At 72.1% G+C, this 15,432-nt stretch carries 12 protein-coding genes; 3 read left to right on the top strand and 9 right to left on the bottom strand.

Features of this window, described 5'->3' with window-relative positions; translation table 11 throughout:
• Nucleotides 1-20: 20 nt before the first annotated feature.
• Entirely contained in the window at nt 21-2,108 is a 2,088-nt protein-coding gene (locus tag OTB16_RS31935; RefSeq protein ID WP_267725226.1) for a PhoX family protein, read from the bottom strand.
• 294 nt (nt 2,109-2,402) lie between these two features.
• Here OTB16_RS31935 and OTB16_RS31930 point away from each other — a divergent pair, with 294 nt between their 5' ends.
• Nucleotides 2,403-4,151, top strand: a complete 1,749-nt coding sequence (locus OTB16_RS31930; RefSeq protein WP_267725224.1) for a VWA domain-containing protein — start codon at nt 2,403-2,405, stop codon at nt 4,149-4,151.
• A 102-nt stretch (nt 4,152-4,253) separates the two neighbouring features.
• Here OTB16_RS31930 and aspS read toward each other — a convergent pair whose 3' ends face one another.
• Nucleotides 4,254-6,080, bottom strand: a complete 1,827-nt coding sequence (gene aspS / locus OTB16_RS31925) for an aspartate--tRNA ligase (protein WP_267725222.1) — start codon at nt 6,078-6,080, stop codon at nt 4,254-4,256.
• 137 nt (nt 6,081-6,217) lie between these two features.
• Between aspS and OTB16_RS31920 the strand changes: the two genes are divergently transcribed.
• Nucleotides 6,218-8,428: an ATP-binding SpoIIE family protein phosphatase gene (locus tag OTB16_RS31920; protein WP_267725265.1), complete on the top strand. Its 2,211-nt coding sequence runs from the start codon at nt 6,218-6,220 to the stop codon at nt 8,426-8,428.
• 419 nt (nt 8,429-8,847) lie between these two features.
• Nucleotides 8,848-9,927, top strand: coding sequence for a phosphotransferase (locus tag OTB16_RS31915; RefSeq protein WP_420717840.1), 1,080 nt, complete (start codon nt 8,848-8,850; stop codon nt 9,925-9,927).
• On the opposite strand, the gene OTB16_RS31910 is transcribed toward OTB16_RS31915, so the two are convergent.
• The 7 genes from OTB16_RS31910 to OTB16_RS31880 form a co-directional block, all read right to left on the bottom strand.
• Nucleotides 9,870-10,955: a glycosyltransferase family 4 protein gene (locus tag OTB16_RS31910; RefSeq protein ID WP_267725218.1), complete on the bottom strand. Its 1,086-nt coding sequence runs from the start codon at nt 10,953-10,955 to the stop codon at nt 9,870-9,872. The genes OTB16_RS31915 and OTB16_RS31910 overlap by 58 nt on opposite strands.
• A gap of 5 nt (nt 10,956-10,960) precedes the next feature.
• Nucleotides 10,961-11,992 (bottom strand): aminoglycoside phosphotransferase family protein, encoded by a 1,032-nt coding sequence (locus OTB16_RS31905; protein WP_267725216.1) that lies wholly within the window; start codon nt 11,990-11,992, stop codon nt 10,961-10,963.
• Nucleotides 11,989-12,876, bottom strand: coding sequence for a glycosyltransferase (locus OTB16_RS31900; RefSeq protein ID WP_267725214.1), 888 nt, complete (start codon nt 12,874-12,876; stop codon nt 11,989-11,991). Before OTB16_RS31900 ends, OTB16_RS31905 begins: the two co-directional genes overlap by 4 nt.
• Nucleotides 12,877-12,921: 45 nt before the next feature.
• Nucleotides 12,922-13,119, bottom strand: coding sequence for a hypothetical protein (locus tag OTB16_RS31895; protein ID WP_267725212.1), 198 nt, complete (start codon nt 13,117-13,119; stop codon nt 12,922-12,924).
• On the bottom strand, nt 13,116-13,559 hold the full coding sequence (locus OTB16_RS31890; protein ID WP_267725210.1) for a hypothetical protein: 444 nt from the start codon (nt 13,557-13,559) through the stop codon (nt 13,116-13,118). The genes OTB16_RS31895 and OTB16_RS31890 overlap by 4 nt, the downstream gene beginning before the upstream one ends.
• Before the next feature lie 193 nt (nt 13,560-13,752).
• On the bottom strand, nt 13,753-14,172 hold the full coding sequence (locus tag OTB16_RS31885; protein ID WP_267725207.1) for a hypothetical protein: 420 nt from the start codon (nt 14,170-14,172) through the stop codon (nt 13,753-13,755).
• A gap of 193 nt (nt 14,173-14,365) precedes the next feature.
• Nucleotides 14,366-15,355 (bottom strand): pirin family protein, encoded by a 990-nt coding sequence (locus tag OTB16_RS31880; RefSeq protein WP_267725205.1) that lies wholly within the window; start codon nt 15,353-15,355, stop codon nt 14,366-14,368.
• Nucleotides 15,356-15,432 lie beyond the last annotated feature (77 nt).

The raw sequence follows: 15,432 nt of genomic DNA, 5'->3' as shown, positions 1-15,432 counted from the left end.
GGTCCGGTCGACCCGCCCGGTCAGACACCGATGTTGCGGCCGTCCTTGCGCCACACGGAGACCACCGCCGGACGGACGATCTTGCCGGGGCCGTCGGGCCACACCGACTGGGGCTTCTCGACGGACGCGCCGTCGATCTCGCCCGGGTGCTGGACGGCGACCAGGACGCGCTTGTCCTGGATGATCGGGCCGCAGGTCTCGGCGCCGCGCGGGACGGTCAGGAACTGCTTCAGCTCGCCTCGGCGGTCACCGGCGGTCGCGACGCCGAACAGCCCGTCGTGGGAGCCGAGCTGGTTGCCGTCGGTGGAGATCCACAGGTTGCCGTGCGGGTCGAACGCCACGTTGTCCGGGCAGGAGATCGGGCTGACCTTGTCCTTCGGGAATCCCGCGAAGTACGTGGCCGGGTCGTTCGGGTCGCCGGCCACGAGGAACAGCCGCCAGGCGAATCCGTCGCCCGCCGGGTCGTCGAAGTTCTCGGCGAGCTCCAGGATCTGGCCGTGCTTGTTCAGGTTGCGCGGGTTGGACTCCGTCGCGCCTTCCTTGCCGGGCTTGCCGCGGTCGGTGTTGTTGGTCAGCGCGATGTACACGCGGCCGGTGCGCGGGGAGGGCTCGACGTCCTCGGGGCGGTCCATCTTGGTGGCGCCCACCTTGTCGGCGGCCAGGCGCGTGAAGACGTACACCTCCTCGGCGGTCATGCCCTCGACGTGCGAGACGTTGCCGGTGGCCAGCTTGATCCACACGCCGGAGCCGTCGAACTCGCCGTCGGCGGGCAGCTTGCCCGATCCGTCGAACTGCTCGGCCGGGGAGTCCCCGGAGAGCTTGGCGACGTAGAGGGTGCCCTCGTCGAGGAGCGTGAGGTTGTGCTCCTTCGCCGCGCGGCTGTTGCCCTTCTTCATCTGCTTGCTGGAGACGAACTTGTAGAAGTAGTCGAAGCGCTCGTCGTCGCCCATGTAGACGACGGGGCGGCCGTCCTCGGTCAGGCGGGGCTGCGCGGCCTCGTGCTTGAAGCGGCCCAGCGCGGTGCGCTTGCGCGGGGTGGACTTCGGGTCGTACGGGTCGAGCTCGACGACCCAGCCGTGGCGGTGCGACTCGTTGGGCTCCTGCGCCGTGTCGAAGCGCTTGTCGAACCGCTCCCACTTGCGCTCGGTGGCGCCGGAGGTCACGCCGTAGCGCTTCAGGCGGGCGGCCTGGACGGGGTCGGTGACCTGGCCGGCGTTGGCGAAGTACTGGTTGAAGTTCTCCTCGCCGTGGAGGGTGGTGCCCCACGGGGTGGTGCCGCCAGCGCAGTTGTTGAGGGTGCCGAGCACCTTCGTGCCGGTGGCGTCCGCGGAGGTCTTCAGCAGGGCGCCGCCCGCGGCCGGGCCGGTCATCCGGAACTCGCTGGTGGCGGTCAGACGGCGGTTGAGCTGGTGGCGCGAGACCGCGGTCAGCTTGCCGCTGCGGTGGTCCTCCTGCACCACGACCACGGACAGGCCGTGCGCGGCCCAGGCGATCTCGACCTGCTCGCGCGTCGGGTTGGCCGGGTCGTAGCCCTTGAACATGAGGATCTCGTCCGTGTACTCGTGGTTGGCCACGAGCAGCTGCTGACGCTCGTAGTCGCCGCCGAGCGGGAGGAGGCTCAGGAAGTCGTTGTTGTAGCCGAACTGGCCCGCCTGCGCCGCCGCGGTCTGCTTGTCCGCGTTGAAGCCCGGCGCTCCCTTGACGATCGGCTCGCCCCAGCGGATCACCACGTTCTGCTCGTAGCCCTCGGGGACGGTGACCTTGTCGGCGGTGTTCGGCGCGACGGACGTGAAGCGCAGGCCGCGGGCGGCCTCGCCTGCCCGGCCGGAACCCGTGGCGGCGTCGGCGGTGGGCGTCGCGTTGGCGCTCTGGCCCCCGCCGGCGCCGAGGGTGACGGCCGAGCCGGCGGCGGTGGCGACCGTGACGACGGCGGCCGAGCGCAGCATCGAGCGGCGGGAGTAGGCACGGGCTATGACATCGCCGGCGTACTCGTTGTCGCTGGTGTTCGGCACCTCGTGGAAGCATGCGTCACCGCAGCGGTAGCGGCAGGTGAGAGCGGAACGGCCGCTCCCATGCGGGTTGCCGATGAACGGCAGAAGCTTGCGCACGAGTGTCCTCCGAGGCTGCGTGGGCGCCGACAACGTGTCGGAATCAATCCAGCCGTGACGCTAGGCGGGGGGTGCGCCGATGCGGCGGCGGCAGGATGAACGGGCGGTGAACCCGGCACGGCGGAGGAGGAGTTCGGTGCCGGGGCGGGAACCTCGCGGGAGCCGGACGCCACGAAAGGCGCCCCTGCCGAAGTTCCAGCCGGGCGGCCGATAACCTTACGTGTCCACTCTGGGCAGGGATCATCCGCGCAGCACGGACATATGACTCACGCACTCATGCGAAAGGCCTGGCCCATGGGTATTCGGAGCTTGTTGCGCAAGGTGTTCGGACGGTCTACGGAGCCGGTTCCGGAAACGTCGGACGCCACTTCCCCGGCCTTCCCGAGCCAGGCGGAACGCACCCCCCTGGACGCGGCGGCCGAACTGGTGGCGGCGTCCTTCGACAACCCCACCGTTCCTCCGCAGTCCGCCCCCCGCGACCGCGAACCGGGCACCCTCCTCACGGCGACGACCACGGACCCCACGGTTCCGGAGGCCCGTCGGCCTTCGCCGTCCGCGGTGCAGCAGAACCCCGCGGCTTCCCCCGCTGACCCCGCCGAAACGCCGGCGGCGCCCGCTGCCGCCGAGCCGGCGGGGGCCGCGGCCCCCGCGCCGGAGGCGGACACCGCTGCCGCCGCTGCCGTTGTCGCCGCCGCTGACGTTTCACCGAAGCCGGAAGCGGAGCCGGAGCCCGTGGCGGCCGCTGCCGCGCCGGAGGCCCCGGCCGCCGAGGCCACCGCCCCGGAGCCCCAGGAGGCCGCCCAGGCCGCACCCCAGGCCCGGGACGGGGCCACCGCGCCGGAAGCCGACACCGCTGCCGCGCCGGAAACGGAAGCGGAAGCGGAACCGGTGGCCGCGGCCACCGAGCCGGTAGCGGCCGAGCCCGTCGTGGCCGAGCCCGTCGCCGCCGCGGCCCCCGCCCCGGAGGTGGACGCCACCCCCGAGCCGACCCCTGCCCCGGAAGCGGAAGCGGAGCCCGTCGCCGCCCCCGTGGCGGCCGAGCCGGAGGCCGCTGCCGCCCCCGTGGCAGCCCGGACGGAGCCCGAGCCGGCGGCCGAGCCCGTACCCGTGGCTGCCCAGCCGGAAGCCGAGCCCGAGCCCGTCGCCGTCGCCGCTCCCGAGCCGGTCGTCGCCCCCGAGCCCGTCGCCATCCCCGAGCCGGCGGCCGAGCCCGTACCCGTGGCTGCCCAGCCGGAAGCCGAGCCCGAGCCCGTCGCAGTGCCCGCGCCGAAGCCCGTCGCCGCGCCCGAGCCCGTCGCCGTGCCGGAGCCCGTCGCCGTCCAGGCGGAGCCGGTGGCACCGGAAGTCCTGGACGTCGTCGCGGCCGCCGTGCCGGGACTGGCGGGTTCCGCCCACGCGGCGGCCGCCGTACGCCGCCGGGCCCCCGGGGTCGCCGGTGCGTACAAGGCCGCCGCGCAGGTGCTCCGCGGCAAGGGCCGGGCGGGCGCCCGCGCCAAGGTCTACCTCGTCCTCGACCGGTCCGGCTCCATGCGCCCGTTCTACAAGAACGGCAGCGCCCAGCGCCTCGCCGACCACGCCCTCGCGCTCGCCGCCCACCTGGACGACGAGGCCACGGTCCACACCGTGTTCTTCTCCACGGAGGTGGACGGCACCGCCGACCTCACCCTCGACGGGCACCGCGCCAGCTGGGTCGAGGCCCGGCACGCCGCGCTCGGCCGGATGGGCCGCACCAACTACCACGTGGCCGTCGAGGCCGTCGTCGAGCACTACCAGAAGGCGGGCGGCGAGGGCCCGGCCCTCGTCCTCTTCCAGGTCGACGGCGCCCCCGACAACCGCCAGCCGGCCCGGCTGGCCCTCGCCGAGGCGGCCGTCACCGTACCCGGCGTCCACTGGCAGTTCGTCGCCTTCGGCGAGCACGAGTCCAAGGCGTTCGACTTCGTGCGCAAGCTGGACGCGGGCAACGCCGGCTTCTTCCACGCCGGCCCCGCCCCCGCCGACCTCCCCTCGGCCACCCTCCTCAAGGGCCTCCTGAACCGCTTCTAGCCCCACCGACAGACACAGGCCAGAAAGACAGAAGGGCGGCGCCCCCTCCACCCGGAGGGGGCGCCGCCTTTCGGTCCTACGCGGGCCGGCCGGCCCGACGGGTCAGCCGCGCGGCGACCCGGCGTCCGGGGTCACGGCGTCGGAGACCGGCCGCTCCGCGGCGGCCTTCGTCTCGACCGGCTTGCGCAGCGCGATGTTCAGCTCGCGCAGGCGGGCCTCCTCCAGCACCGTCGGCGCGCCCATCATCAGGTCCTGGGCGTTGCCGTTGAGCGGGAAGGCGATGGTCTCGCGGATGTTCGGCTCGTCGGCCAGCAGCATCACGATGCGGTCGACGCCCGGGGCGATGCCGCCGTGCGGCGGGGCGCCGAGGCGGAACGCGCGCAGCATGCCGGCGAACTCGCGCTCGACGGTCTCGGCCTCGTAACCGGCGATCTCGAAGGCCTTCAGCATGACCTCGGGCTCGTGGTTGCGGATCGCGCCGGAGGACAGCTCGATGCCGTTGCAGACGATGTCGTACTGCCACGCCAGGATGTCGAGCGGGTCCTTCTCCTCCAGGTCCTTCATGCCGCCCTGGGGCATGGAGAACGGGTTGTGGGAGAAGTCGATCTTGCCGGTCTCCTCGTCCTTCTCGTACATCGGGAAGTCGACGATCCAGCAGAAGCGGAAGACGTTCTCCTCGAACTGGCCCGCGCGCTTGGCCGCCTCGACGCGGACGCCCGACATGATCTTGGAGACCTCGTCGAACTCGCCGGCGCCGAAGAACACCGCGTGGCCGGCCGCGAGGCCCAGCCGGTCGGTGAGGACCTTGACGTTCTCCTCGGTGAGGAACTTGGCGATCGGGCCGGTCAGCGCGCCGTCCTCGCCCACACGGACCCAGGCCAGGCCCTTGGCGCCCAGCGAGATCGCGTACTCGCCGAGGCCGTCGAAGAACTTGCGCGGCTGCCCGGCGGTGTCCGGGACGGCCAGCGCGCGCACGTGCTTGCCGGCGAACGCCTTGAACTCCGAGCCCGCGAACACGTCGGTGATGTCGACGAGCTCCAGCTTGGCGCGCAGGTCAGGCTTGTCGTTGCCGTACTTCAGCATCGACTCGCGGAACGGGATCCGCGGGAACGGGGAGGTGACCTCGCGGCCCTTGCCGAACTCCGTGAAGATCTCGGTCATCAGGCGCTCGATCGGCTGGAAGACATCCTCCTGCTCGACGAAGGACATCTCGACGTCGAGCTGGTAGAACTCGCCCGGCGAGCGGTCGGCGCGGGCGTCCTCGTCGCGGAAGCAGGGCGCGATCTGGAAGTACCGGTCGAAGCCGGAGATCATCAGCAGCTGCTTGAACTGCTGCGGCGCCTGCGGCAGGGCGTAGAACCTGCCCGGGTTCAGGCGGGACGGAACGACGAAGTCACGGGCGCCCTCGGGGGAGGTCGCGGTGAGGATCGGGGTCGCCATCTCGTTGAAGCCGAGGGCCACCATCTTCGAGCGGATCGACGCGATGACGGCCGAGCGCAGCATGATGTTGCGGTGCATGCGCTCACGCCGCAGGTCGAGGAAGCGGTACTCCAGGCGCCGCTCCTCGTTCACGCCGTCGTCGGTGTTGATCGTGAAGGGCAGCGGGGCGGACGCGCCCAACACCTCGACGTCGGTGACCTCGATCTCGACGTCGCCGGTGGGCAGCTCGGGGTTGACGTTGTCCGCGCCGCGCGAGACGACCTTGCCGTCGATGCGGACGACGGTCTCCTTGGAGACGCTGCTGAGCGCCTCGTTCGCCGCGGTGCCGGGGCGGGCGACGAGCTGCGTGATGCCGTAGTGGTCACGCAGATCGATGAAGAGGATGCCGCCCAGGTCTCGACGATTGTGCAGCCAGCCGCTCAGCCGGACGTCGGAGGCGACGTCGGAGGCACGGAGCTCGCCGCACGTGTGGGACCTGTACCGATGCATCAGTCATCCAGTTCTACGGGATACCAGGGTGGATTCAACCGTCCCAAGGTTACCGTCCGGGCGGGACCGCGCGCGGGCCCGCCCGCAGCGGGTGGGCGAACAGGCACGTCAGGGGGATGACCTGTAAAGATGACCGGGTGCGCACCGAGGACGTCCTGGCCGCCATCGCGACCGGCTTGTGGAGATGGGACAACGCCTCCGGGACGGTCACGCTCGACGGCGAGGCCGCCCGGCTCCTCGGGCTGCCCGCCGAGCCGGTCGTGCTGCCGGAGGTCGCCGTGCGGTCCCGGTTCCACCCGGTGGACTGGAACGAGATCAACGGCATCGTGAACCTGGCCGTCGCCGAGAACACCCTCGCCGAGGCCCGGCTGCGGATCATGGACGAGGACGGCCGGGTCCTGCGGACGGTGCGCAGCCGCTCCAAGGCGCTGGAGAGCCGGGCCGAGGGCGGCCGCGTCGACTACGAGCTGATCGGCACGATCCAGGAGATCGCCGAGCCGCAGCCGGGCACGACGGCCGCCCACACCCCGATCACCGGGGACTGGCGGCGCTCCCGCGAGGCCTTCCTGCTGGACGCGGGGCGCGCGCTCGCCGAGGCCCGGTCCACCTCCGAGGTGCTGCGGGTCGCGGCCTCGCTATCCATGCCGGGCTTCAGTCCGGACGGGCTGGCCGTGTTCGGTGTGGACGGCGACCGGCTGTCGGTGATCGGGCACCACGGGCACGGTCCCGGCGACGAGGGCCCCTTCACGGAGATGCGGCTGGACACGGACTACCCGGCCGCGGAGGTCGTCCGTACGGGCCGGGCGATCTACCTCCCCACACCGGACGACTACAAACGGCGCTTCCCGGTCACCTGGCCGCTCGCCCAGCGCTTCGACCGCACCTCCTGGGCCTTCCTTCCGCTGATCGTGGCCGGGCGGACCATGGGCGCCTGGATGGCCGCCTTCAAGCACCCGGTGTTCTTCTCCCCCGACGAGCGCTCCGTCCTGACGACCGTGGCCCGGATGCTGGCCCAGGCCCTCCAGCGCGCCGGGGTGGCCGAATCCGAGCGGGAGCTCACCACGGGCCTCCAGCGGTCGATGATGCCGCAGCTCGGGCCGGAGATCCCCGGCATGACCATCGCCGCCCGGTACGTCCCCACCGGCGGCGGGCTCCAGGTCGGCGGCGACTGGTACGACATGATCCCGCTGCCCTCGGGACGGTTCGCGCTGGTCATCGGGGACGTGCAGGGTCACGACGTCCGCGCGGCCGGCCTGATGGGCCAGCTGCGGATCGCCGTACGGGCGTACGCCTCCGAGGGCCACCGGCCCGACGCGGTGCTCTCCCGGGCCTCCCGCTTCCTCGCCGGGCTGTGCTCGTCCCAGGGGCCCGGCTCCGAGGCGGAGCCCTATGACGACGCCGACTTCCACAGCCCCCGCTTCGCCACCTGCCTGTACGTGGAGTGCGACCCGGAGACCGGCGTGCTGGAGGTGGCCCGCGCCGGCCACCCCGATCCCGTGGTCCGGATGACCGACGGCACCGTCCTGATGCGCTCCACGGCGGGCGGGCTGCCGCTCGGGATCGTGCCCGACACCGACTACCCCACCACCCGGTTCGCCCTGGAACCGGGCGAGACGCTGATGCTCTGCACCGACGGGCTGATCGAGACGGGCGGGCACGACCTGGACACCGGCTGGGCGCGGCTGCGGGCCGTCCTGGAGTCCGATCCGTGGCCGTCCTCGGGCCCCGGCGACGGGGGCGACGCACCCGGCGGCCCCGGCGCCGGGCACCTGGAGAAGCTCGCCGACCTGCTGGTCCAGGCCGTCCACGGCCCGTCCTCGCACCACACGACCGGTCCGCTCGCCGACCGCCGCGAGGACGACATAGCCGTGGTGCTGCTGTGCCGCGAGAGCGCGGACTGCGGCTGCGGTACGGCGGCGCACCCGGTCCGGCCGTCCCGTCGCACGATGCTGACCGTGGCCCAGGCCGAGCCGGAGCGGATCTCGGGCGCCCGTCGGCAGGTGCAGGAGCTGCTGCACGACTGGGCGGACGCCGACCAGGTGGACTCGGCGGTGCTGATGGTCTCCGAGATGGTGACGAACGTACTCGTGCACACCGACGGCGACGCGCTGCTCGTGGCGGAGGCGGTGGGTGAACTGGGCGAGCGGCGGCTGCGCGTCGAGGTCGCGGACGCCAGCGACGAGCTGCCGCACAAGCGGCGGCCGGGGGAGATGGCGTCCAGCGGCCGCGGGGTGCTGCTGATGGAGATGCTGGCCGACACCTGGGGCGTGGACCCGCGGGGCGAGGGCAAGTCGATCTGGTTCGAGCTGTACGAGCGGTCCAAGCCGGACCCCGACGCGGCGGCCTGACCCCTCGGCGCCGCCGCCCGCGCCGCGCACCGGAGCCCCGGTACGCCGACGGGCCCGGTACGCCGGTGGGGCGTCCGGGCCCGTCGTGCGGGACCGCGGGTGCTGCGGGTGCTGCGCGTACCGCCGGTACGCGGCGGACCGGGAACGGCTAGCGCGTGGTCCCCGACGCCGTCGCGGTCCCGGCTCGCCGGACATGCAGCCGAGGTGATCACCCCGTGCAACCGGCCCTCCGTCGTGTGGCTCGCGCCTGCTCTGGCGGACTGTCTCGCCGGCGCGCGGCCCGACGGGCAGTGACCATGCCGCGACTGCGGCCCCTGACCCAGATGCCGGGACAGGGGCCGCGTTCGTTTCCGGATGCGGCCAGCCGGTCAGGAGGGCGGCCGTGGGAGTGCTTGCGACGACTGTGGTGATCCTTGTGCATGCGGGTACCTGGCTCGCGTATCGTCGTCGGAGTGACCGACGCGACCGTGACGGACAGGACGCACATCCCCACCGATGATCTTGCCGAGCTGATCAGCGCCTTCGATCTCGGCGATGTGCGGGACCGGCATCACCTGGCCGAGGGCCTGATGAACGTGAACTGGCGGTTGGACACCCCTGCCGGGCGGTTCGCTCTCAAGCGGGTCACGGACGTGCCGCTTGACCGGCTGCGTCGCAACCTCGCCGTCCTCTCCTCCCTCGCCGCTGACGGTATCCCCGTGTGTGCCCCAGTGACCACCGCTTCCGGTGACACCGTCGCCGAGATCGGCGGTGACGGGTACTGCCTGTTCCCGTGGTCCGCCGGAGAGCACGTCCGCGGAATCGACCTTCCCCTGTCGCAGGTGGCCACGCTCGGGGCACACCTTGCCAGCCTCCATATGGCACTCGGGCGCGCCGCCGGCGGCCACGCGCTGCCCGCCGCGCCCGACGCCGTTACCGCCGACGTGACCGCCCCGGAGCGGGCCCTGCAGAAGGCCGATCGGCTCGGGTCGGCCGTGCGAGCTCGGGGTGCGGGCGACGCCTTCGACGCGGTCGCGGGGGATGCCCTGGAACAGCGCCGGGTCCTGCTCGACAAGCACGCTCACCTGCGCCCCGAGGGCGATACTCCGGCGGGGCCGCACGGCTGGACGCACGGTGACTTCCAGTTCCGGAATCTGCTGTGGGAGGGCGGCGAGCTTGCCGCCGTCCTGGACTGGGACCGGCTCGGTGTCCGCCCTTACGCCGAGGAAGTCGTGCGCACGGCGCAGGTGCAGTTCGGCGTGGACGGCGTGTTCGATCTTGGCCGGGCATCGGCTTTCGTAGGCGGCTACCGGTCGGTGATCCCGCTGGAGTCGGCCGCGCTGACCGATGGTGTCCGCCGGCTGTGGTGGAAGCGGATGACGGATTTCTGGCAGCTTGAGTTCCACTACGACCGGCATGACCACTCCTGCGATGACCTGTTCACCGCCGATGAGGCCCTTCTTCACTGGTGGACGGACCGGCTCGGCCTTGTGGAGGAAGCGTTCGCCGAGGCCGCGTAGATCCCGAAGGCCTGCAGTTCGGGTAGGCACAGCCGAGTGAGCTGTGCCGCCCGCTGCCGAGCCTGCGCGCCGAGGGCCTGGTGGTCGGCCTCGCGGATCGCCCGCGCCCACGTCTCGGGCCCGACAGTGTGGGGCAGGACGATCCCGGCGCCGCCAATGGCCTCGGGGATGCCGCCCCGGTCGGTGCCAATGGTCGCCACGCCGTGCAAGGCCGCTTCGATGATCACTCGGGGGAAGGCGTCTTCCACCGTGGAAGGCACCAGGAGCAGGCGGTGGCTGCGGTAGAGCGGACCCATGTCGTAGACGCGGGGCACGAAGGTCACGTTCGGGTAGGCGGCGAAGTCTGCGGCGGTGTTCCACCAGCCTTCGACCAGGGTGAAGTGCTGTTCGGGCATGAGTTGGATGAGCTGGTGCAGCAGGGCGGATCCCTTGGCGGGGATCGGGTTGACCATGAGTACCGAAGCTGCGCGGTCCGAGTCCGGTCCCGGCACGGCCTGCGCGAACGGCGGGTAGAGCACCGCGAGGCGGGTTCCGTCCGTGCGGGGCGCACGCTGCCGGACGAACTCCGACACGGCGAGACCGTAGTGGGGGCGGCCGGCGAGAACTCCGAGTCCGGTGGCGGACACAGAGTGCAGCAGGCCCGCCACCAGAGCCGAAGGCCGGGTCTGTGCGGCAAGCCGCGCCGAGCCTTCCTGTGAGGTGAACACGATGTCCGGCCGGAGGCCAGCGAGCATGCTCCCCAGGACGGGATCCACGCGATCCTGGGGGACGGCGATGCAGTCCACTCCGTTCCACTGGTATCGCAAGGCCCCGCGTGCGTCCTCGCACGGGGCGCGGTGGGCGTCCAGGTAGGCGCGCATGTCAGCGCGCTGCGTGGTGCCGTCCCAGGGGGCTTCGTGGGAGCCGAGGTAGGTGACGCGCCATCCGGCGGCGGCGAGTTCTTCGGCGAGGAGTTGCTGGGTGACTTCCGCGCCGCCGATGAGGAACGGGGGCGGGGTGCGGCGCCAGGCGAACAGGGCGGTGGGCATCGCGGTCACCTCGCCCAGAAGGTGACGAGAGCTTCCGCTGCCTGCGCGACGTCGTCCGGGCTGGTGTCGGCCGCCATGACGGTGACCTCGCGCGACACTGGTGGGCGGGCCGTGCCTACGAAGTAGTCGCGGGCGTGGTCGAGGAAGCCGGGTTCGTGGAGGAAGTAGTCGGACTCGGCAGCGGTGTGGCCGGCGGTCTTGCGGCGCAGGTGGAGGACTTCAGCGGGAACGTCGAGGTGAGCGCGGTCGTCGCCAGGGGAGGAGTGCGCCCAGCAGCGCACGGTGTGGAAGACGGCCCACGTGGACAGCAGACGGGGGTCGAGCGCCAGGGGGTAGGCATCGGTGACCGTGCTGGCTCGGACGGAGGCGATGGCATCGGTCATGACGAGGGTCTGGGCGACGTCGGCCTCACGGGGTCCGACTGCGGCGTCGGTGAAGTCGACCATGTGGCGGACGGCGCGGGGTCCGGAGATCACGACGTTGTCGAGGTGCACGTCGCCGTGGCACCACACGGGCGCCGTGCGGGAGGCGTCGGCGATGGCTGCCAGGGTGGGGGCGATCCGGTCCAGGGTGCCGGGCGGGCACCGCCGGCCGAGGGAGGAGACCTGCTCGTAGAACGGGCGGCGCGGCGTCGACACGTGGACCGGTGTCCGGTGCAGGGAGCCCAGCAGGCCGCCCAGGTCTCGAAGGGCTCTGTCGTCGCGGACCTGACCGGAGCGGACGGCACTACCGAGGGTGATCGGGCCCAGATCGGCAGTGATCAGGGCCGTCGATCCGTGCCCGGGCAGCGTGCCGCACCCGAGGACGGCAGGCACCGGGACCCGGTTGGCCACGGCGCAGAACGCCGAACCTTCCGTGATCGCGTTGCGGTGTGCCGTGGCGGCGTACAGCTTGACCACGACGCTCCGCCCATCGGCCAGACCGGTCCGGTACACGGCAGTCCGCGTGCCGACGGCCAGGCGTTGCGCGGTGCGGGCCGGGACCCCGAGCAGGATGGCGCACGCCCGCGAGACCGCCGCCGGAACCTGCCCGGTCACCGCACACCCGCCGGTTCCGTGCCGACGGCGCCCAGGCGGCGAACGTGCCGCATGGTGCGGGCCAGGTGCACCCGGTACTCGGCAACGTCGTCCGTGACAGGGCAGGTGGTCTGCCACGGCTTCTCGGGGCCGACGAAGTGCACGACGGCGGCGGCCGGGTCGGGTCGCAGCGGCCGGGCTACGACGCGGCGCACCCAGTTCCCGCGTTCGAGGAACCGGCCGACCTCGAACCGGTTGTAGCCGCCCGCCACCGGCCGTACCCGGCCGGAGTGCAGGAGCCACAGGTTCAGGGCGTCCTGGTCGTTGTGGAGGATGTGGCGCCGACCGCGGATCAGAGCTCTCTCGACACCCTGCCGGATGTGGGGCATGTGGCTGGTGTGGGTCCAGAGCATGCCCGCGTTGAAGTAGGGGCGGCCGTGGAGGTGGGGCCAACGGTCGGCGGCGCCGGGCAGTGCTGGGCACTGCCCCACTGCGGAATTGAACTCGTCGCGCACGGCGCCCGTCTCGCCCGGCTGAAGGAGGCCGAGCGGTTCGGTGAGGTCTCCGCGTACGAGTACGTCGGCGTCCACATAGATCAGGTAGGGCCGGCGGACGAAGCCGGGCGTGAACTCGAAACGCAGGTAGGTGGTGATGGTGATGTAGGAGGCATCGGCCATGCGGGAGGCACGCAGCGGGGGGCGGTGGCGCAGGTCGAAGGAGCCGAAGCCGACGCGCTTGGCAAGGTCGGCCAGGAGGAGCGCCTGCGCGGGGTGAAGGTCGAGGGTGAGTACCCGTACCGCTGCGTTGCGGCGGGCAGCCGGGGTGAGGCTGTCGGCCAGGCCGGTGATGGTGGCCAGGCCGGGGGTGAGGTACTTCTGGTCGATGCACAGGCCGAACGCGTACACGGGGGCTTCGCCTTCCGGTCGTGGTGCGTGGGCATGACGGGGCGTTCAGGGGGTGTCGTGCTCGCCGCGGCGGCGGATCACTTCGAGGCGGTCGGGGTGAGTCGTCTGCCACTGGGCGGTGAAACCTCCCGCCACGGGCCGCAGCACCCAGACAGTTCCGGCTTCTTTGACGTCGGTGACGATCGCCCGCCGCCCTTGGTCGTCTTCCACCAGGTCCCCGACCCAGGGGTGCCCGGCGTTCACGGACTGTCTGCCTGTGGCGTGTCGCCCCATGGGGACCACCGCGAGGACGCGTCGGCGATGTCACGGCGCCGCTGTTGCTGGCCGGGGGTGCGGCGGGGCAGGCCGGCTGCGGCGTGCACGAGGAACCCGCCCCGGTCTCGGATCAGGACGCCAAGGCCGGCGAACTGGGCGGCATCGGCAGCGACGTGGGAGAGGGAGCCGACGATGATGCCCCGGATCATTCCGGTGGACAGGGCGGACGTTATGGCCTGCCAGCCGGAGCGCTCTGCGAGTGGCACCGCCGGGTCGGCATCGGACCACGCCCCGGCAACGTGCCAGTGCCGGGCGTCGGCGTAGTGGCGGCCGCGTTTCTCGCCGTCGCGGACGGCGGCGGCGGTGGAGGCGCAGGCGTAGACGGCGACGGGTACGTGCCCGAGGCCGCCGGGCGGATTGGTCGGCATGCCCACAAGGCTGCTGCGCACCGGCACGCGGGCCCAGACACGGCCCGTGGCAGCGGTGGCAGTCCGTGCTGGGTTTCAGTGCCATGGGGCGTGGCAGCGCAGGACCCGGCGGCCGGGCTTGTGCAACGCCCCGTAGCAGTCGAGCAGGTGGCGGCCGGTCGACTGCTACGAGGCGTGGTAGCCGGGCCGCGGGTCAGCGCACCCCGAGGGGGACCCCGGCGGCGTTGGCAAGACCGCGCAGACGACCGACGGAAACTCCGGCGAGCCAGCCGATGATGACACCGGGGAGCATCTGGTGGCGCACCCACCCGGGGGCCATCGTGCAGACGACTTCAAGGGTGTCGGCTGCGGCCTCCCAGCGCCGGCATTCCACGTGGGTGAGGGCGACGTCCAGGCCGTAGCGGGCACGGGTGGCCAGCGGCACGGCGTAGTCCAGGCGGACGGTGTCCATGAGGCGCAGCGCCCCGGAGGTGTCGCCGAGGGCCACGGCAATGCTCATGGCCTGGGTGGCGGCGTACATCGGCCCGTACGGCTGGGCGTGGGCACCGCGGGCGTGCTCCTCCCCGATACGGGGAGCCCCCAGCGTTCTGGGGAGCCGCGGCAGTTGCGACAAGCCGGAAGGCGGGCCTCCTTCCCACAGCCATCGCGTGGGGGACACCGGCGCCGGCCTTGCCCCTGCGCTGACCTGTGAAGCCGTGCTGCGCACAGGGGCTGACAGGGCACCGTTGGGTGCGTTGACTCACTGCGCAGCTCTGCGCCGCCGTCCTATGCCCCGGCCGGGGTACCTGTGCCCCCAGCCCCTCCGGTCAGTCATCCGCCGGGCCGGTGCCGCGGTGGCCCAGGCCGGTCCGCTCGGTCGGGATGACGCCCAGCCGGCCGGCCTGGAAGTCGTCGAAGGCCTGCTGGAGCTCGTGCTTGCTGTTCATGACGAACGGCCCGTAGTGCGCCATCGGCTCCCGGATCGGGCGCCCGCCGAGGATGACGACCTCCAGGTCCGGGGCGTTGGAGTCCTGGGACTCGTCCGCCCGCACCGTGAGGGAGCCGCCCTCGCCGAAGACCGCGGTCTGCCCGATCGTGATCGGGCGACGGTCCTCGCCCACCGATCCGCGCCCGGCCATGACGTAGGCCAGCGCGTTGAAGTCCTCGCGCCACGGCAGGGTGATCCGCGCACCCGGCGTGACGGTCGCGTGGATCATCGTGATGGGGGTGTGGGTGATGCCGGGGCCCTGGTGACCGTCCAGCTCGCCGGCGATCACGCGGAGCAGGGAGCCGCCGTCCGGGGTGGACAGGAGCTGGACCTGGCCGCCGCCGATGTCCTGGTAGCGCGGGGGCATCATCTTGTCGGAGGCCGGGAGGTTCACCCACAGCTGGAGGCCGTGGAAGAGCCCGCCGGACACGACGAGGGACTCCGGCGGGGCCTCGATGTGCAGGAGGCCGGACCCGGCGGTCATCCACTGCGTGTCGCCGCCGTTGATGACTCCACCGCCGCCGTTGCTGTCCTGGTGGACGAAGGTTCCGTCGATCAGGTACGTGACGGTCTCGAAGCCGCGGTGCGGATGCCACGGGGTCCCTTTGGGCTCCCCAGGCTGATACTCCACCTCGCCCATCTGGTCCATCATGATGAACGGGTCGAGGTACTGGTAGGTGATCCCGGCGAACGCGCGGCGTACCGGGAATCCCTCACCCTCGAACCCGGCCGGGGCCGTGGTCACGGCCAGCACCTTGCGCGGGACGGCGGCCTGGGGCTCGGCCACTCGCGGAAGGGTCAACGGGTTCTCAACAGTCACTGCGGGCATGGTCAGGACCTCCTTCTGCGTCGAGTTTAGTTGAAACTCGAACTTTCTGCCACACCCGACAGAACAGCACGCCCCCG

The sequence above is a fragment of the Streptomyces antarcticus genome (genome assembly GCF_026627255.1).
Classification (GTDB): Bacteria; Actinomycetota; Actinomycetes; order Streptomycetales; family Streptomycetaceae; genus Streptomyces; species Streptomyces antarcticus.
Note: the sequence above shows the minus strand (reverse complement) of the source record. Positions and strands in the feature narration are given on the sequence as shown.

Coding starts and splice junctions, on each gene's coding strand:
- OTB16_RS31890 (WP_267725210.1), bottom strand. CDS start 13,559: ATGCCGACCAATCCGCCCGGCGGCCTCGGGCACGTACCCGTCGCCGTC.
- OTB16_RS31930 (WP_267725224.1), top strand. CDS start 2,403: ATGGGTATTCGGAGCTTGTTGCGCAAGGTGTTCGGACGGTCTACGGAG.
- OTB16_RS31915 (WP_420717840.1), top strand. CDS start 8,848: ATGCGGGTACCTGGCTCGCGTATCGTCGTCGGAGTGACCGACGCGACC.
- aspS (WP_267725222.1), bottom strand. CDS start 6,080: ATGCATCGGTACAGGTCCCACACGTGCGGCGAGCTCCGTGCCTCCGAC.
- OTB16_RS31880 (WP_267725205.1), bottom strand. CDS start 15,355: ATGCCCGCAGTGACTGTTGAGAACCCGTTGACCCTTCCGCGAGTGGCC.
- OTB16_RS31910 (WP_267725218.1), bottom strand. CDS start 10,955: ATGCCCACCGCCCTGTTCGCCTGGCGCCGCACCCCGCCCCCGTTCCTC.